We start from the raw sequence: 17,027 nt of genomic DNA, 5'->3' as shown, positions 1-17,027 counted from the left end.
CGGCCGTCGGGATACCACCCACCTGCACCGAGCGGACGGTGGATGGCCGACGCCGACGACCGGCCTGGGGAGGGACGAGGGTCAGCTCCGGAGCGCGAAGGCCGACTCGTACAGGCACACCGACGCGGCCGTGGCGAGGTTCATCGACTCCGCCTGCCCGTAGATCGGCACCTTGACGGCCCGGTCGACGAGCGCCAGGTCGTCGGCGGTGAGTCCGCGGGCCTCGTTGCCGAAGACCCACGCGGTCGGTCCGTCGAGCATCCCCTCGGCTCGGACCACCGGCAGGTCGTCGCCGGAGACGTCCGCCGCGAGCACCGTGTAGCCCAGGGCCTTCGCCCGCTCGATCGTGTCCGCCAGGGTCACGCCGACGGACACCGGGACGTGGAACAGGGACCCGGTCGTCGACCGGACGACCTTCGGGTTGTACGGGTCGACCGAGCGTCCGGTCAGCACCACCGCGTCGGCGCCGGCCGCGTCGGCGGCCCGGATGATCGTGCCGGCGTTCCCCGGGTCCCGCACCTCTTCGAGGATGGCGACCAGTCCGGGCAACGCGGCCTGCTCGTCGGACGCATCACGGGCCTCCCGGTCGGCGGCGGCCGCAGCGCGGTCCGGGAAGACGTCCTTCACCGACGTCGGGAACTGCTGGCACACCGCCACCACGCCCTGCGGGGTGACCGTGTCGGCCATCGCGTCGAGCACCTGCTCGGTCACGAACCAGGTGTCCACCGGCGCGTCGTCGAGCCCGTAGCGGGCAGCGGCGGTCGGGGTCACGTAGAGCTCGCGCAGGAGCTCCGGGGCGTACTCCAGCGCTTCGCGGACCGCCTGGGGCCCTTCCAGCAGGAACAGGCCGGTCTCGGCCCGGACGTCCTTCTTGGCCAGGGCCGCAACGGCCTTCACGCGTCCGGCACGGGGGTTCTCGAGGAGATCGCTCACGACCCAAGTCTAGGAACGACGAAACCCCCGCCGTGCGGCGGGGGTTTCGCGAGCAGAAGAACTGACTACGCAGCCTTCGGGGCCGAGGTGTCGGCCGGGAGGGCCTTCTTCGCGGTCTCGACGAGCGCGGTGAAGGTCTCGGGGTTGTTCACCGCGAGGTCGGCGAGGATGCGACGGTCGACCTCGACGCCGGCCAGGTTGAGACCCTGGATGAGGCGGTTGTAGGTCAGGCCGTTCGCACGGGACGCAGCGTTGATGCGCTGGATCCAGAGGCGACGGAACTCGCCCTTCTTCGCGTGACGGTCGCGGTACGCGTAGACGAGGGAGTGGGTGACCTGCTCCTTGGCCTTGCGGTACAGACGCGAACGCTGGCCGCGGTAGCCCTCGGCGCGTTCGAGGATGACGCGGCGCTTCTTGGCGGCGTTGACCGCTCTCTTTACTCGTGCCATTGCACTATTCCTTTACGATCTGCGGGGCTCAGTGGCCGAGGAGCTTCTTGACGTTCTTCGCGTCACCCTTGGAGAGGACCTGGTCCTCGTTCAGGCGGGCCTTGCGCTTGGAGCTCTTGACCTCGAGGTTGTGACGCATACCGGCCTGCTGCTTCATGATCTTGCCGGTACCGGTGACCTTGAAGCGCTTCTTCGACCCGGAGTGGGTCTTCTGCTTGGGCATGGTGGTGCCTTTCCGTGGGATGGATGGGGGGCCGCGTCGTTGCGGGGTCGGTCCGGGGACCTATTCGGCCGCGGCGTCCGTGGATTCCGCGGCTGCCTCGGACGTGGAACCGGCCTCGGCCTCGTCCTTGCCCTTCGCGGCGTGCTCGGTGGCACGACGCTCGGCCTTCTGTGCAGCACGCTTGGCGTTCTGCTCGCCCTTGACGTCGGACTTGTTCTTGAGCGGGGCGATGATCATCGTCATGTTGCGGCCGTCCTGGGTCGGACGCGATTCGACGACACCGAACTCGGCGATCTCTTCCGCGAACTTCTGGAGGAGACGGACACCCTGCTCCGGACGCGACTGCTCGCGGCCACGGAAGAGGATCATCGCCTTCACCTTGTCGCCACCGAGGAGGAACCCCTCGGCACGCTTGCGCTTCGTCTCGTAGTCGTGCACGTCGATCTTCAGGCGGAAACGGACCTCTTTCAGGTCCGTGTTCACCTGGTTGCGACGAGCTTCCTTGGCCTTCTGAGCGGCTTCGTACTTGAACTTGCCGTAGTCCATGATCTTGGCCACGGGCGGCTTCGAGTTCGGCGCGACCTCGACCAGATCCAGTTCGGCCTCCTGCGCGAGACGCAGTGCCATGGCGATCGGGACAACGCCGACCTGCTCACCCTGCGGTCCGACGAGTCGGACTTCGGGAACGCGGATTCGGTCGTTGGTACGGGGATCGGTGATGCGGAGCTCCTTCAATCAGGTGGTGGTCGTCCGGGGCGTTTGCCCTGGACGACAGCACGAGAGAGGAGATCTGACGCACGGGATGTCGACCCGTTCGGCAGCCGCCCTGCATCGGATCCGTGGGATCCGACCGACGAGCACAACACGTGCACTCGCGGAGCGGTGGTGACCCGGTAGCCTGGTGGAACGCGGCCGCGGGTGGGAGAGACTCCTCTTTCGTGACGCCGTCCGGGTGTTGTCGAGGAACTGACGGCACACGGACAGCATCTGCCGCGAGCAAGCCTAGCAGAGGAGCACCGTGAGCGACACCCCGATCGACGACACCGGCATCGACGCCGCCAGGGACATCGCGGAGGTGCCGGCGGTCGAACTCATCAACACCGTTGCGGTGCACCTGCTCAGTGCCGCGGCCGTGAAGGTCGGCCTGGCCGACGACCCGCAGGAACAGACCGACCTGGACGAGGCACGGAAGCTCATCACCGCGCTGGCCGGCCTGGTCACCGCCGCCGCGACCGAGATCGGCGACCACCACGCCCGTCCGCTCCGCGACGGACTGCGGTCGCTGCAGCTCGCCTTCCGCGAGGCGTCGGCGATCCCGGACCCGATCGGTGCCGGACCCGGCGAGAAGTACACGGGTCCCGTCAACTAGACGACGTCACCCGGTGACGGACGGGAGGCCCGTGGCGGTGTCGCCACGGGCCTCCCGTCCGTCCGTGGGTCGCGCTCAGGACCCGCTGTCGCCGACCAGGCGCGCGACGGCCGCGAGCGGGATCCCGACCCAGTCGGGTCGGTTGCGGGTCTCGTAGACGACCTCGTAGACCGCCTTGTCGAGTTCGAAGGCGTCGAGCAGCGCGCTGTGGACGGCGAGGTCCGCGCCGGTCCCCTGCTGGTAGCCCTCGAGGAAGCGGGCTCGCGCCTCGGCTGCCCACGAGGCTGCGTCGACCGGTTCGGCATCGTGTGCCAGCGCGCCCGCGACGTAGTCGAAGGAGCGCAGCATGCCCGCGACGTCGCGCAGGGTGACGTCCGGCAGCGAGCGTTCGTCGAGGGGGCGGAGCGGCTCCCCCTCGAAGTCGAGGAACACCCACCCGCGGGGGTCCGGTGCCGACAGGACCTGTCCGAGGTGCAGGTCACCGTGGATGCGCTGCAGATCCGGCCACGTCGCGTCAGCGGCACGGGCGTAGACCGCGCGGATGGCGTCGACGTGGTCGGCGACGGCCGGGGCCTCGCGGGCGGCGGTGTCGAGTCGGGCGTGCATCGTGGCGACGGCGGCGTCCCGTCGGGGCGCGTCGGCCGGTTCCGTCGGCAGCGCTCCGGCGAGGGTGCGGTGCACGTCGGCGAGCGCGGTGCCGAGCTGCTCGGCGCGGTCACCGAACGGGGTGCCGGCCTGCGCCTCCTGCAGGGCGACGCGCCAGGCGTCGTCGAGCCCGGGCAGGAACTCCTGGGCGAAGGCGAGGTGCCCCGTCGCCGTGCCGTCCGGGCGTCCGACGTCGGGCCAGTCGGCGCGGAGGGCGCCGTAGACCCGCGGCACCCGCGTGCTGCCCGCTGCCGTGAGGGCGAGCTGCGTGGTCACGTCGGGGTTGTCGCCGTGGTGCAGCACGCGGAAGACCTTGATGATGACGCGGTCGCCCGACTCGGTGTCGCAGATGACCGACGTGTTGGACTGCTCACCCGTCAGGACGCGGGCGGCGGTGACCCGGCCGATCGGGCTGAGGCTGTCCGGTGCCCCGTCGATGCGTGCGGCGAGCGCCGAGACCCACGCGAGGTCGGTGGTGGCGTCGACGATCGCGCCGTCGGCGTCGCTGGTGATCGGTGACTGGTAGAGGACGGGGACCGCGGGGGCCTCGTCGAGCACCAGCCGGGTCCCGTCGTCGGTGGAGATCGTCCGGAGGCGTGGCACGGACCCCTTCGAGGCGTACCAGCGGCGGTCGGCGATCCAGGACTCGAGGTCGCGGTCGCTCGGCGTGCTGGTGGGGGCTGTGGTGTCGGGGGCGCTGTGGTCGGCGCGGGTGTCGGGGGCGCTGGGTGCTCCGTCGCTCATGCAGCGGAACCTACGCGCCGGGGCCTGGCGAGGTGCCGAGTCCCCCACAGGACACCCCGGGCAGGACTCCGTCCACAGAACCCCGTTGCCCCCGGTCCGACACGGGTGCGTCGGACGACACTTGCGGCATGCCCCGATCCGCTGCCGCTCCTGCCTCCGCCGCTGACGCTGCACCTGCGCTCCCCGACCCCCGCCGGACCTGGCGGATCCTCGACGACCGCAGGCTCCCCGCACTCGAGCCGTTCGCCGCCGACGTGCGCCGTCACGAAGCGGTGACGGTGCGCGAGACGGTGTGGGACTCCGACGACCGGGTGCTCGCCGCCGAGGGTGTCGTGCTCACACGCTCGCCGGACGGCGACTGGACGATCGACCGGGGCGGGCACGGGACCGGCCCGGAGCCGCTCGGGGGCGTGTCCGACGATCCCCCGCGAGACGCCGTCGAGGTGTTCCTGCGTGGTCGTCCCCTGCGGACGGTCCTGGTCCGTGACACCACCACGACGCTCGTGACCCTGCGCGGCGGGGACGGCCGGGTGCGGGCCGAGGTCGCCGACGTGCGCGTGGACGACGGCGACCCGGACACCACCGTGCTGCGGTCGTCGCGGTGGTGGGCCCTGACCGACGACGGACGCGACGGCGCCACGGCTCGAGCGGCCGAACGAGCGCTGCACGACGCGGCGACCGATCCCGTGGACGTCGCGTCGGTTCCGCTCCCCCGCGGCCCCGAGCCCGCCCCGGAGCACCGACGCGGACGAGCGAAGCGCCCCCGGCCGGACACCGCCGCCGGGTTCGTCCTGCGGGTGCTCGATGCCCTGCGGCGTGACCTCGTCGCGGTGGATCCCCGGGTACGGGCCGACGAGCCCGAGGCCGTGCACGACCTCCGGAAGGTGCTGCGCCGCCTGCGGAGTGTGCTCGCGGCGTTCCGCGGCGCGCTCGACCGCCGGGCGACCGAGGAGCTCCGTGCCGCCCTGGCCCAGACCGGTCGGGTCGCCGGGACCGCTCGCGACGCCGAGGTGCTGCACGCCGGCTTGTCCCGGTCGACGGCACGCGCCCCCGACGGGTACGTGGACGCCGAGACCCTGGACCGCATCGGTTCGGCGACCGCGGAACGTCGCAGCGTCGCCGCTGCTGAGCTCCGGCGAGCGCTGCGCTCGGACGCCTGGTTCCGGACGCTCGACGCCCTCGACGACCTGCTGCTGCGGGCACCGGCCGGCCCGCACGCGGACGACGACGCAGCCGCGTTCGTCACCAGGCGCATCCGGCACGAGCGGGCACGCGTCGGTCGGCTGCTGGGCGATCCCAGCGACGACCTCGACACCCTGCACGAGGTCCGGAAGGCCGCGCGCCGGTTGCGCTACGCACTGCAGGCGGCCGGGGACCTGCCCGACGTCGGCAAGCGTCGGCTCGGACGGCTGCGACGGGTGCAGGAGACCCTGGGCGAGACGCTCGACGCCGCGCACGCAGCCGATGCGTACCGAGGGCTGGCCGCTGTGGCAGCGCAGCACGGCGAGGACACGTTCGGGTACGGCGTCCTGGCGACGACCGAGCGGGCGGCCAGTGCGCAGGGCCTGCACCGATCGCGGAAGCTGCTCGCCCGACTCTGACCGGGTGCGAGAATCGGGCCGTGCCGCACTACTTCGAGGACCTCGCTGCCGGACAGACCTTCACCACACCGGGGCGCACCATCACCGAGGCGGACGTGGTGTCGTTCGCCTCGTGGACGAACGACAACAACCAGGTGCACACGGACGTCGAGTTCGCCGGGAAGACCCGGTACGGGCAGCGGATCGTGCACGGGCTGCTCGGCACCTCGCTGTGCCTCGGGCTCATCGCGCGCACGGGCGTGTTCGAGGGGTCCGCGGTGGCACTGCTCGGGATCGACCAGTGGCGCTTCACCGAGCCCGTGTTCATCGGGGACACCGTGACCTGCACCGTCGAGATACTGGGCACCAGGCTGACGAGTTCGGGCACGACCGGGATCGTCGAGCGGGCGGTGGCGCTGCGGAACCAGCACGGCGCGGTCGTCCAGCAGGGACGGATGGACGTCATGGTGCTCACCCGCGACGCCGCGATCGACTGAGCGACCGCTCGACGAGAGCCCCGCGGAACCTGTTCCGCGCAATCCCGGCTCCCTGTTCACAACGAGCCCTTTACAACGATGTACCGGCACGGGAGCATGGACGCATGAGCACGCTCGACGGCACCGTGGCCGCACCTGACTCCGCTTCCGCTCCCGGCCTCCCCCTCGCTTCGCGGCAGGACGGCACGTACCCCCGGCCGCAGATGCTCCGCACCGCGTGGGCCGACCTCGACGGCACGTGGTCGTTCCGGAACGACGGCGACGACCCCGCCTGGCACACGGGCTTCGCCGACGCACGGGACATCGTCGTCCCGTTCCCGCCCGAGTCCCCGGCCTCGGGCATCGACGAGCCCGGCTTCCACCCCGTGGTCTGGTACTCCCGTGCGATCACCCGATCCGAGCTCGACGCCGCCGGGTTCGGCGACGGCGCCCCTCGACTCGTCCTGCACTTCGGCGCCGTCGACCACCGTGCCCGCGTCTGGATCGACGGGCAGTTCATCGGCGGACACGAGGGCGGCCACACCTCGTTCTCCTTCGACGTCACGGAAGCGCTGGCCGCCGACCCCGACGCCGTGCACACCCTGGTGGTCCGCGCCGAGGACGACCCGCACGACCTGACCCAGCCGCGCGGCAAGCAGGACTGGCACGAGGACCCGCACGCGATCTGGTACCGCCGGACCACCGGGATCTGGCAGACCGTCTGGCTCGAGGCCGTGCCGACCGCCTCGATCGCGTCCCTGCGCTGGACGAACGTCGACCACGCGACCATGCGCCTGACGGTCCGGCTCGACGGTCACCGCACCGGCGGCGAGCGCCTGCGCGTCGAGGCCCGCTGGGACGACCGCGACGAGCACCTCGCCACGATCGAGACCACCGTCGGCGAGACCGGCGACGAGTTCGACGTGGTCGTGCCGATCGCGCGGCAGACGAACGGGCAGGCCGAGGACGAGCTGCACTGGACGCCGGACACGCCCCGGCTGATCGACGCCACGGTCACGCTGCTGCCGAGCGCCGGCAACGCCACGACAGCGAGCACGGGCGCGCTCGACGCCGTCGCCAGCTACTTCGGGATCCGGACGGTCGGGGTCGACGGCGGCGCGTTCCTGCTCAACGGCCGACGCCACGACGTCCGCAGCGTCCTGAACCAGGGCTACTGGCCCGAGTCGCACATCGCCGCCCCGTCCCGCCAGGCACTCCGCCGCGAGGTCGAACTCATCAAGGAGCTCGGCTTCAACGCGGCTCGCAACCACCAGAAGATCGAGGACCCGCGGTTCCTGTACTGGGCCGACCGACTCGGACTCATGGTGTGGGGTGAGGCTCCCGGCGCCTACGCGTTCTCCCCCCGCGCCGTGCAGCGTCTGATGCGCGAGTGGATGGACGCCGTCGAGCGTGACGCCTCGCACCCGTCGATCGTCACGTGGGTGCCCGCCAACGAGAGCTGGGGCGTGCAGCACATCGCCACCGACCCGGCCCAGCAGGCCTACGCCCGGGCCCTCGCCGACGTCACGCGGGCGTTGGACCCGACGCGTCCGGTGATCTCGAACGACGGGTGGGAGCACACGAACTCCGACGTCGTCACGATCCACGACTACGAGGGCGACGGCCCCCGGCTCGCGGCCACCTACTCGGACGAGACCGCACGGGCTCGACTCCTCGGTGGCATCGGTCCGGCGGATCGCCGCATCCTGGTCGGCGGCGCCGAGGACCTCGGCCAGCCGGTCATGCTCACCGAGTTCGGGGGCGTGAACTACCAGCCGGGCGTCCAGCGCGAGGACGGCTGGGGCTACACGTCGGCCACTGACGGCGACGACTGGGTCGCCCGCATCACCGCGCTGTACGACGCGATCCGTGCGAGCTCGTTCCTCGCCGGGTCCTGCTACACGCAGCTCACCGACACCATGCAGGAGACCAACGGCCTGCTCAACGCCGACCGGTCGCCGAAGGTGCCGATCGAGCAGATCCGTCGCGCGGTCACGGGGCGCTAGCCGGGAGGCCCGCACTTCGTGAGCAGGAATGGTCGGGTCCGGCAGACGGACCCGACCATTACTGCTCACGATGCACACAGGTTGCCTCGCGGCGGACGCGGGACGGCCCGCGATGCGGGGCGCGGCCCGCGGTCTGGGAGGATCGGGCGGGTGACGAACGTGGCGGAAGCGAGCCGGGCCTCCAGGCGGGGGTTCCGCAGCCTGCTGACCGGACGGCGCAGCGCCTGGACCGCACCGCTGCTGATCTGGGCGGGCTCGCGGGTGGTCAGCACCGTGCTGCTGGCGACCGTGTACCTGCTGGCGACCGCGAACGGCTGGCCGTTCGCCTCGTACCGGCACGATCCCTCGTTCTTCACGTTCTCGGGCTCGTGGGATGCCTCGTTCTACCGGATCATCGCCGAGCACGGGTACCCGGCGACGCTGCCGACCGATGACTCCGGGCACGTCCTGCCGAACGCGTGGGCGTTCCTGCCGGTGTTCCCCGCGGTGGTGCGGGTCGTGATGACGCTGACCGGAGCGTCGTTCTGGGTCGCCGGGGTCGTGGTGGCGTCGATCGCCGGAGCGGGCGCCTGCGTGCTGCTGTACCGGCTGGTGCTCGCCGTCGGGTGCTCGCACCGGGCCCGCTGGGCGACCGCACTGTTCGCGTTCGCGCCGACGGGGTTCCTGCTGCAGGTCGCCTACGCGGAGAGTCTGCTGCTCGTGCTGCTGTTCGGCGCCCTGCTCGCCCTGGTCCGGCGACGGTACTGGGTGATCGCCCCGCTCGGTGTCGTGGCGGCGTTCACGAAGCCCGGGGTCCTCGCGCTGGCGCTGGCACTGGCCGTGCACCTGGTCCTGCGGTGGGTGGCCTGGCGCCGGCAGCAGGACGCGTTCCCGTGGCGCGACCGGATCGCGATCGTGGTGACCGGCATGGTCGTCGCGGCTGCGGGACTGGCGTGGCCCGTCATCGCGACGGCCGTGACCGGGCGACCGAACGCGTACCTGGACACCGAGCTGTCGTGGTGGGTGGGGTTCGTCGGCCGCCGGCACTTCGCGCCGCTGACGCCGTGGTTCACGATGGCGTCGACGTGGCTCGGGCCGCTCGGCATCGGACTCGTCGTGGTGGTCCTCGCCGGCGCGGTGTGGTTCTTCTCGCGCAGGAGCACGCGGGCTCTGGGCACCGACGTGCTCGCGTTCACGGCGTCCTACGGGCTGTACCTGGTGGCGGTGTTCCTGCCGCAGCAGTCGTTGCCGCGGTTGCTCATGCCGATGGCGCCGTTGCTCGGGGCGGACGTGTTCGTGGGGACGCGGCGGCGGGCGGTGACGTGGCTGGTCGTCGGGGTGTGCCTGCAGCCGGTCGCGATCGTGCTGCTCTGGTTCCTCGGGTACCCGTGAGCGGTGCTGGTCCGCGCTTCTGCAAGACACCGGTGTTCGCCGGTTGAACACGCGCAGACCGCGGTGCGACGTGCGAACACCGGTGTCTTGCGGGCCTGGTGAGCGCTACGCGTCGAACGTGTGGAACCAGGCCGATCCGCCGGGGTGCTGCACCGTGATCATCTCGTCGAGGTCGCGGTAGGGGCCGTCCTGGTTGTGGCTCGCCGACTTGATGCGGATGGTGCCGTCGGGCTCGGTGAAGACCTCGGACACGATGGTGGTGTGGTCGGGTGAGCCGTTGGCGTTCCAGTCGAAGAACACGATGTCGCCGACCTTGACCTTGTCGCGCTCGTCCGAGGAACGCCGGGTGAGCCCGAACTCGCCCGCGTTGTCCGCGAGCCAGGGGTCCATCGTCGGGCAGTAGGTCCACGTCGCGCTGTGCTCGGCACCGGCGGCCCGGTTGTACCAGTCGGACCGCTGCTCCCACCCACGGGCGATGAGGGTCTGGCTGACGTAGTTCGCGCAGTCGCCACCGATGGGGTTCATCGTGCCGTACTCGGCGAGGTTGTAGTCCTTCCAGTACCGCATCGCGTAGGCGAGCTGCCGGTCGACGTCGGTCAGTGCGGCGTAGGCGAGGGTGGTCGAGGCGACCGCGCTGCCCGCAGCGGGCGTCGCTGCGGCGGTCGGCGTCGGTGATGCGGTCGCGGTGTCCTGGGTGGCGCCGCTCTGCCCGTCGTTCGCGGCGCTGCCGTTGCCGTCGGAGGACTGGTTCGCCGACGGGGTCGGTTCGATCGCGGACGTGAAGAGTGCGACCTCTGCGTCACCGGCGGTGTACATCGCCTGGTGCGGGGCCGTGAAGGTCACCTTCGACGCGGTGGCCCGCACGTCACGCGCCGCGACTCCGCCGACGGTGACGCCCTTGACGGCGGCGAGTCCGGTCCCCGTCACGGTGACCGTGACGCCACCGGCGAGCGGGACCTGCGCCGGAGTGAGGGACTTCGCGACGGGTTTCGCGGTCGTCGTCGACGTCTTGTCGCCACCACCGGAGCTCCCGCGCCCGCCGCCCGAGCCCTTGCCCGAGTCGCCGCCCTTGTCGTTGCCGGAGGAGCACGCCGCGACGGCGAGCCCGATCCCGGCGACGCCGGCGAGGGACAGGAGTGCGCGGCGGTTCATCGAGGCAGTCATGACACGACCAGCGTAAGCGACACCTCCGTCGTTCCGACACGGCATGATCGTCTTCGGGGGCGAGCGTCCTCCGTGTCCCAGCGGACCCGTTCGGAAGGAACACACACATGCCCGAGAGCCACGACTTCTTCGTCGCGACCGACCCCGAGACCGCCCGTGCGCAGGTGCGCGAGGCCCTGTCCCGCGAGGGCTACACCGTCGACGACGCCGAGCAGGGTTCACTCCGTGCGACCCGCGGCAGCCTCGGCCTGACGCTGCTCATCGGCGGCATGGCGAACGACCGCACGTTCCACACCCGCCTGGACGTGCAGATCATGATCGCCCCGGACGGCCGCACCGTCGCCCGGCTGCTGCGCGGCTCCGGCAAGTCCGCGATCAAGGGCGGAGCGCTCGGCATCTCGCGCGGCAACCGGGCCTTCGAGCAGGCCGCGAACGCGATCCACACCACCTTCGCGCAGTCCGGCGTGCTGACGGAGAGCATCGCGGGCTGACGCACGACGAACAGCCCGACCACGGCAGAACGGCCCGGAACCTGTGGGTTCCGGGCCGTTCGTGGTGCTACCTGGTGGAGCTAAGGGGATTCGAACCCCTGACCTTCTCATTGCGAACGAGACGCGCTACCAACTGCGCCATAGCCCCAAGTGCTCGATCACATTAGCACCCTCGGTCGGCCCAGCCGAAATCGCCGGGGGCCCGTCGGGCGTGCCGCGGGTCAGACCGCGCGGCGCCGTCGCATGATCGCGTCGAGGTCGGCCTGCTGGTAGGCGTCGTCGTCGAGGACCCCCATGCCGGCCCACTTGCTCGGCGGACCGGCGGGAGCGGCGGGCTCGTCGGCAGCGGGAGCAGCAGCGGAGGCAGCGGCAGCAGGAGCAGCGGGCGCCCGCAGCCCGAGCCGCTCGGCCAGACGCCCCTGGTCGTGCGCGGACAGCGATGCCGCAGCTTCCTCGAGCTCGGGTCGCATCCGCGAGACCCGCGCCAGCGACGGGTCGGACTCCCCCGCCCGGATCGCCGCCGCTTCGGCCTCGGCTTCCGCCTTGGCCGCGGCGACGCGCTCCTTCAACCGCGCGGCGAGTTCCGCCGACGACTCGGGCGATGCAGCCGGTGCGCTCGGCCGCTCCACGTAGAGGGGCTTGGGCACGTGGTTCGGGGTCCACGAGCGGTCCGCAGCGGGTGCAGCGGGCTGCTCGGTCGACAGGGGCGGGGCCGGGTCGGTCCAGGCGGTGGCCGGCCGGGAGGCGCGGGTCGCGCCCGTCTCGCCGGCCGCGAGACGCTGCTTCCGCGCCGTCGCCACCTGGTGCAGCTGGGCCAGGACCGCTGCGGACCCACCGGCGGCGACCAGGCCTGCGACACCGACGAGCCAGAGCGACGGTGCCGCGACGAACACCACGAGGGCCACGACGATGCCGAGCGTGCCGAACAGGGTCGCCCCGAGTCGGGAACGACGCATGCGCATCGCGGTCAGGGCCGGCACGGCGGACGCCCGCTCCAGCACCGGGGCCTGCTCGGCCAGGCGGCGGGTGATCTCACGCTGCCGCGCCGCTTCGTGGGCTCGGACGATGGCGGTGCGCTTGGCCTCTTCGGACCGGGCGACGCGCTGCGCCTGGGCGAGGGACTTCGCGTTCATCTCGATGCGGACCTCGTCCGGCAGCTCGGCGGTCTGCGCGAGGATCCGGAGGGTCTGCTGCAGCCGGATGGCGTTCCGCTCGGTGGCCAGGTACTGGCGGCGGGCGGCCCACGACGGCATCAGGTAGACGAGCCAGAGGACGGCCGCGACGAGCAGGACGATGCCGCCACCCCACGAGCCGATTCCTGCCATGCGAACACGGTAGGGGCGGCGGTTCCCGCGCCGCGTCATTGCCGGACGCGTGTTGCGCGTGTCGGGGGCGAATCTGCGGAGGGCGAGCCGCGCCTCCAGACCGTCAGCGGTGGCCCGTCAGATGCGGGGCGTGGTGTCCAGCGGCATGGCGGCCTCGTCGCGTGCGGGGAGCGGCACGGTCCCCACACCGGGAGGCACCTGCCCCTGGACCCAGCGCTCGAGGACGCCGCCGCGGACCTCTTCCGCCACCAGCGCGAAGCAGAAGTGGTCGCGCCAGTCCCCGTTGATGTGGATGTAGCGGCGACGGAGTCCCTCGTACCGGAAGCCGAGCTTCTCGACGACGCGCAGGCTCGGGGCGTTCTCCGGCCGGATGCAGATCTCGATCCGGTGCACGCCGAGCGACCGGAAGCAGTGGTCGACGGCCAAGGCGACCGAGATCGGCGTCACGTTGTGGCCGGCGGCGTCCTCGACGACCCAGTAGCCGATGGAGGCACTCGCGAGCGAGCCGTAGGAGATGCCGGAGACGTTGAGCTGACCGACGAAGCGGCCGTCGAGCTCCATCGCGAACGGGAGTCCGAGTCCCGCGCGGGCGTTGGCCTGGAGCGCGCGGATGCTGCCGCGGACGTCGGTGGAGACGTGTCCGGAGGGGTTCGTGGCCTCCCAGGTGCGGAGCCACGAGCGGTTCGTCGCGAGTGCCGCGTCGAGGTCGCGGGTGTCGCGGAGCCGGAGGGGCCGGATGGTGACCCGCCCGTGGGACAGGGTCGGGATCGTCGTCATCGCTGGGTTCCTCCGGGGTCCCGCCGCTGTGCGGGACGGGGTGTCCCGCCCGGGTCCGTCATGTGACGGACCCGGGCGGGATGGCCGACTATTCGCCCGCGTTGAACTCCTTCAGCCACGACTTGAGGTCGGGGCCGAGGTCATCGCGGTCCGAGGCGAGCTGCACGATCGCCTTGATGTAGTCGAGTTTGTCACCGGTGTCGTACCGGCGTCCACGGAACACGACGCCGTACACGCCGCCGGTCCACTCTTCGGCGCTCGCCATCTTCATGAGCGCGTCGGTCAGCTGGATCTCGCCGCCCTTGCCCGGCTCCTGCTTCTCGAGGACGTCGAAGACCTCGGGACGGATGACGTAGCGGCCGATGATGGCCAGGTTCGAGGGCGCCTCGCCCTGCGGGGGCTTCTCGACGAGCCCGGTGATCTTCACCACGTCGTCGGTGTCGGTCGGCTCGACCGTGGCGATGCCGTACAGGTGGGTCTGCGACTCGGGGACCTCGAGCAGGGCCACGATGGTGGCGTTCTTCTCGCCCTGGACCTCGATCATGCGCTGGAGCAGCGGGTCACGGGCGTCGATGATGTCGTCACCGAGGAGCACGGCGAACGGCTCGCGGCCGACGTGCATCTTCGCGCGGAGCACCGCGTGGCCGAGGCCGAGCGGGTCGCCCTGCCGCACGTAGTGCATGTCGGCGAGGTCCGTCGACTGGTTCACCTTCTGCAGCTTCTCGTGGTCGCCCTTCTTGCGGAGGGTCTCCTCGAGCTCCGACACGTGGTCGAAGTGGTTCTCGAGCGCGTTCTTGTTGCGCCCGGTGATCATCAGCACGTCGGTCAGCCCGGCACCGACAGCCTCTTCCACCACGTACTGGATGGCCGGCTTGTCGACGACGGGGAGCATCTCCTTCGGCATCGCCTTGGTCGCGGGGAGGAAGCGGGTACCCAGCCCTGCGGCCGGGATCACCGCCTTCGAAATCTGGAAGCCCATGGTCAGACCGTATCCGATCCCCCTTTCGAGGGCATGTCGTCGCTCCGGGGGACACGGGACCCCGCGGGTTCCCGGCGGGAAGCCGCAACCGTGCCCCCTCGGTAGACTCCTGCCCATGATCGCCGATCTCGGGAACGAGAAGCGCGCCCTGCGAGCCGAACTCCGGCAGCGGCGGCGCACCCGGACCACGACCGAACGCGACGCGGACACCCAGACCCTGACCGCGACCCTGCAGCGCTTCGTCGAGGAACGCCAGGTGACGTCCCTCGCCCTGTACCTGTCCGCACCGGACGAGCCGAACGTCCGCCCGTTCCTGAACTGGGCGTTCGGGCAGGGCATCCGCGTGCTGCTGCCGGTCACCCGCGAGGACGGGCTGCTCGACTGGGCCGTCGGCGACGGCGAGAGCGAGACCGAGAGCCTGCTCGGCCTGCCCGAGGTGGTCGGCGAGGTGCTGTCCCCGCTCGCGATCAACGACGTCGACGCGATCCTCGCCCCGGCGGCGGCGGTCGGGCACGACGGCGTCCGCATGGGCTGGGGCCGCGGCTACTACGACAAGACCCTCGGGTCCATGGCGAACCGCCCGCCCGTCTATGCTGTGATCTTCGACGCGGAGTACCTCGACGAGGTCCCGCGCGAACCCCACGACGAACCCGTTGACGGCATCATCACGCCGTCGCGCATCATCACGTTCCGGAGCTGACGTGCCCACCTACTCGTACCGTTGCACCGAGTGCGACAACGCGTTCGACATCAAGCAGTCCTTCTCCGACGCCACCCTGACGGAGTGCCCGGTCTGCGGCGGCGTCCTGCGGAAGGTGTTCTCCCCCGTCGGCGTGACCTTCAACGGTGGTGGTTTCTACCGCACCGACTCGCGTCCGGCCCCGAAGTCCGAGGGCTCGTCGAGCACTCCCGCGAAGTCCGAGCCGAAGAAGTCCGAGCCGGCGAAGAAGACCGAGTCGAAGCCCAGCGGCTCGAAGCCCGCCGCGTCCTGACGCGGCCTGCGCTCTCCGGATAGGTTGGGGCGCGTCGCCACCCGGCGGCCGTCCTCGACCCGGAAGGAGACCCTCGCATGAAGGGCTTCAAGGAGTTCCTGCTCCGCGGCAACGTCATCGACCTGGCCGTCGCAGTCGTCATCGGTGCGGCGTTCACCGCGATCGTCAGCACGATCGTCAGCGCCCTGATCAACCCGCTCATCGGTGCGGTGTTCAACGCCTCGAGCCTCGACAAGGCGCTGGTCGTGGCGATCCCCACGTTCTCCGGCGGTGACGCAGAACTGAAGTTCGGCGCGATCATCGGTGCCGTCCTGAACTTCGTCATCGTCGCCGCGGTCGTGTACTTCGCGCTCGTCGTGCCGGTCAACCACCTGAAGAAGGCGGCGTTCGAGCGCGTCAAGAACGACGAGGAGCAGACCCCGCAGGACGTGCCCCCGACCGACGTTGAGGTGCTGCTCGAGATCCGCGACCTGCTCCGCCCGCAGACCGGCGGCGCCACGAGCGCGGGCGCGCACATCGCCCCGTCGAACGCTCCCGAGGGGCCCGGCATCGGCGGCTCGACGAAGCTCTAGCCCCGGCGCCGTCGCAAGACACCGGTGTTCGCGCGCTGCACACCCGCAAACCGCGGTGCGCAGCGTGAACACCGGTGTTTTGCGGAGCGGGCGGCCGCGTCAGGCGGCGGGGACCGCGCGGCGCTTCGCGAACATCGCGACGGCGTACTGGGCGCCGGCGAGCACGTGGCCCGCGGTGCCGAGGTACACGAACACCAGGGCCACGACCCGGACCCACGGTGCGTTCTCGTCGACGGTGTGCACCGCGGAGAACAGCAGCACCGGCAGCCCGACGAACAGCAGGGCCGAGCGGATCTTGCCCGTCCACGTGACGTCGAGGTCCGGGTTGCCGTGGAACAGCACGCTCGACAGGACGACGAGCACCAGGTCGACGAGCACCACGACCGCCACCACCCACCAGGGCAGCAGGCCGACGAGCACCAGGGACAGCACGATCGCGATGATGGCCAGGCGGTCGGCGACGGGGTCGATCGCCTTGCCGAGCTTGGACCCCTGGTCGAACTTGCGGGCGATGAAGCCGTCCGCCCAGTCACTCACGCCGATCACGACGAGGGCGACGAGCGCCCACCCCGGGTGGCCGGCGACGACGAGGCCGATGAACACCGGGATCAGCACGAGGCGGAACAGCGTGATCAGGTTCGGCCAGGTCTGCCAGTCGGGGCGCTGTCGCGCGGTGTCAGTCATCACGGGCCAGGCTACCGGTTACCAGTGCGGGGGGACGTCGCGCCGGAGCTGGTCGTCGTTCTCACCGTCGCGGTGCCGCGCCGGTTCCGGCGGCGGCGCGGGGTCGTAGCCCGCCACCGGCTGGGTGGTGACGCGTCTGCGGCGGCGCGCCGGGCCTCCCGGCTGGTCCGCCGTCTCGCGTCCGGACGACGCTGCCGGGCCGGGAGGCGCGGCTGACGACGCGTCGTCGGCCCGCGTCCACGTGCCC

The 17,027-nt window shown here is 71.3% G+C and carries 19 protein-coding genes and 1 tRNA gene; 9 read left to right on the top strand and 11 right to left on the bottom strand.

Annotation, left to right across the window (positions count from 1 at the left end):
• Positions 1 to 81: 81 nt before the first annotated feature.
• The 4 genes from HQQ79_RS06390 to infC form a co-directional block, all read right to left on the bottom strand.
• Positions 82 to 933: an RNA methyltransferase gene (locus HQQ79_RS06390; protein ID WP_071405146.1), complete on the bottom strand. Its 852-nt coding sequence runs from the start codon at positions 931 to 933 to the stop codon at positions 82 to 84.
• A gap of 65 nt (positions 934 to 998) precedes the next feature.
• Complete coding sequence (gene rplT / locus HQQ79_RS06385) at positions 999 to 1,382, bottom strand: 50S ribosomal protein L20 (RefSeq protein WP_017887975.1); 384 nt, start codon at positions 1,380 to 1,382, stop codon at positions 999 to 1,001.
• A 28-nt stretch (positions 1,383 to 1,410) separates the two neighbouring features.
• Positions 1,411 to 1,605, bottom strand: a complete 195-nt coding sequence (rpmI, locus tag HQQ79_RS06380; RefSeq protein WP_017887976.1) for a 50S ribosomal protein L35 — start codon at positions 1,603 to 1,605, stop codon at positions 1,411 to 1,413.
• Positions 1,606 to 1,665: 60 nt separating this feature from the next.
• On the bottom strand, positions 1,666 to 2,340 hold the full coding sequence (gene infC / locus HQQ79_RS06375; protein WP_081827403.1) for a translation initiation factor IF-3: 675 nt from the start codon (positions 2,338 to 2,340) through the stop codon (positions 1,666 to 1,668).
• A gap of 283 nt (positions 2,341 to 2,623) precedes the next feature.
• Here infC and HQQ79_RS06370 point away from each other — a divergent pair, with 283 nt between their 5' ends.
• Positions 2,624 to 2,974, top strand: coding sequence for a DUF1844 domain-containing protein (locus tag HQQ79_RS06370; protein ID WP_027466553.1), 351 nt, complete (start codon positions 2,624 to 2,626; stop codon positions 2,972 to 2,974).
• Between the two features lie 75 nt (positions 2,975 to 3,049).
• On the opposite strand, the gene HQQ79_RS06365 is transcribed toward HQQ79_RS06370, so the two are convergent.
• Positions 3,050 to 4,363, bottom strand: a complete 1,314-nt coding sequence (locus HQQ79_RS06365; RefSeq protein ID WP_216852176.1) for a phosphotransferase — start codon at positions 4,361 to 4,363, stop codon at positions 3,050 to 3,052.
• 128 nt (positions 4,364 to 4,491) lie between these two features.
• On the opposite strand from HQQ79_RS06365, the gene HQQ79_RS06360 reads away from it, so the two are divergent.
• From HQQ79_RS06360 to HQQ79_RS06345, 4 genes are all read left to right on the top strand, one after another.
• Positions 4,492 to 5,964, top strand: a complete 1,473-nt coding sequence (locus HQQ79_RS06360) for a CHAD domain-containing protein (protein ID WP_173033023.1) — start codon at positions 4,492 to 4,494, stop codon at positions 5,962 to 5,964.
• 20 nt (positions 5,965 to 5,984) lie between these two features.
• Positions 5,985 to 6,440 carry a MaoC/PaaZ C-terminal domain-containing protein gene (locus tag HQQ79_RS06355; protein ID WP_173033021.1) on the top strand — a complete coding sequence of 152 codons (456 nt, stop codon included), beginning with the start codon at positions 5,985 to 5,987 and terminating at the stop codon, positions 6,438 to 6,440.
• 104 nt (positions 6,441 to 6,544) lie between these two features.
• Positions 6,545 to 8,425: a glycoside hydrolase family 2 protein gene (locus HQQ79_RS06350; protein WP_173033019.1), complete on the top strand. Its 1,881-nt coding sequence runs from the start codon at positions 6,545 to 6,547 to the stop codon at positions 8,423 to 8,425.
• A gap of 150 nt (positions 8,426 to 8,575) precedes the next feature.
• The gene (locus HQQ79_RS06345; RefSeq protein ID WP_173033017.1) at positions 8,576 to 9,796 is read left to right on the top strand and encodes a hypothetical protein; all 1,221 of its coding nucleotides are present in this window, start codon (positions 8,576 to 8,578) and stop codon (positions 9,794 to 9,796) included.
• Between the two features lie 105 nt (positions 9,797 to 9,901).
• Here HQQ79_RS06345 and HQQ79_RS06340 read toward each other — a convergent pair whose 3' ends face one another.
• Positions 9,902 to 10,960 carry an amidase domain-containing protein gene (locus HQQ79_RS06340; protein WP_173033015.1) on the bottom strand — a complete coding sequence of 353 codons (1,059 nt, stop codon included), beginning with the start codon at positions 10,958 to 10,960 and terminating at the stop codon, positions 9,902 to 9,904.
• A gap of 107 nt (positions 10,961 to 11,067) precedes the next feature.
• Between HQQ79_RS06340 and HQQ79_RS06335 the strand changes: the two genes are divergently transcribed.
• The gene (locus HQQ79_RS06335; protein ID WP_027466558.1) at positions 11,068 to 11,451 is read left to right on the top strand and encodes a hypothetical protein; all 384 of its coding nucleotides are present in this window, start codon (positions 11,068 to 11,070) and stop codon (positions 11,449 to 11,451) included.
• Positions 11,452 to 11,523: 72 nt separating this feature from the next.
• On the opposite strand, the gene HQQ79_RS06330 is transcribed toward HQQ79_RS06335, so the two are convergent.
• From HQQ79_RS06330 to galU, 4 genes are all read right to left on the bottom strand, one after another.
• Positions 11,524 to 11,599 (bottom strand) — tRNA-Ala (locus HQQ79_RS06330).
• A gap of 73 nt (positions 11,600 to 11,672) precedes the next feature.
• Positions 11,673 to 12,776 carry a hypothetical protein gene (locus HQQ79_RS06325; protein WP_173033013.1) on the bottom strand — a complete coding sequence of 368 codons (1,104 nt, stop codon included), beginning with the start codon at positions 12,774 to 12,776 and terminating at the stop codon, positions 11,673 to 11,675.
• Between the two features lie 117 nt (positions 12,777 to 12,893).
• Positions 12,894 to 13,553 carry a GNAT family N-acetyltransferase gene (locus HQQ79_RS06320; protein ID WP_173033011.1) on the bottom strand — a complete coding sequence of 220 codons (660 nt, stop codon included), beginning with the start codon at positions 13,551 to 13,553 and terminating at the stop codon, positions 12,894 to 12,896.
• Positions 13,554 to 13,641: 88 nt separating this feature from the next.
• On the bottom strand, positions 13,642 to 14,532 hold the full coding sequence (galU, locus tag HQQ79_RS06315) for a UTP--glucose-1-phosphate uridylyltransferase GalU (protein ID WP_027466560.1): 891 nt from the start codon (positions 14,530 to 14,532) through the stop codon (positions 13,642 to 13,644).
• 115 nt (positions 14,533 to 14,647) lie between these two features.
• Here galU and HQQ79_RS06310 point away from each other — a divergent pair, with 115 nt between their 5' ends.
• The 3 genes from HQQ79_RS06310 to mscL all read left to right on the top strand — a co-directional run bounded on the left by HQQ79_RS06310 (position 14,648) and on the right by mscL (position 16,096).
• Positions 14,648 to 15,232 (top strand): 5-formyltetrahydrofolate cyclo-ligase, encoded by a 585-nt coding sequence (locus HQQ79_RS06310; RefSeq protein ID WP_071244110.1) that lies wholly within the window; start codon positions 14,648 to 14,650, stop codon positions 15,230 to 15,232.
• A gap of 1 nt (position 15,233) precedes the next feature.
• Complete coding sequence (locus tag HQQ79_RS06305) at positions 15,234 to 15,524, top strand: FmdB family zinc ribbon protein (protein ID WP_111058097.1); 291 nt, start codon at positions 15,234 to 15,236, stop codon at positions 15,522 to 15,524.
• 77 nt (positions 15,525 to 15,601) lie between these two features.
• Positions 15,602 to 16,096: a large conductance mechanosensitive channel protein MscL gene (gene mscL, locus HQQ79_RS06300; protein ID WP_027466563.1), complete on the top strand. Its 495-nt coding sequence runs from the start codon at positions 15,602 to 15,604 to the stop codon at positions 16,094 to 16,096.
• A gap of 99 nt (positions 16,097 to 16,195) precedes the next feature.
• On the opposite strand, the gene HQQ79_RS06295 is transcribed toward mscL, so the two are convergent.
• The gene (locus HQQ79_RS06295) at positions 16,196 to 16,780 is read right to left on the bottom strand and encodes a CDP-alcohol phosphatidyltransferase family protein (protein ID WP_051596961.1); all 585 of its coding nucleotides are present in this window, start codon (positions 16,778 to 16,780) and stop codon (positions 16,196 to 16,198) included.
• Positions 16,781 to 17,027: the final 247 nt, after the last annotated feature.

Source organism: Curtobacterium sp. VKM Ac-2852 (genome assembly GCF_013205045.1).
Taxonomy (GTDB): Bacteria; Actinomycetota; Actinomycetes; order Actinomycetales; family Microbacteriaceae; genus Curtobacterium; species Curtobacterium flaccumfaciens.
This window is presented reverse-complemented; position numbering and strand designations above follow the sequence as displayed.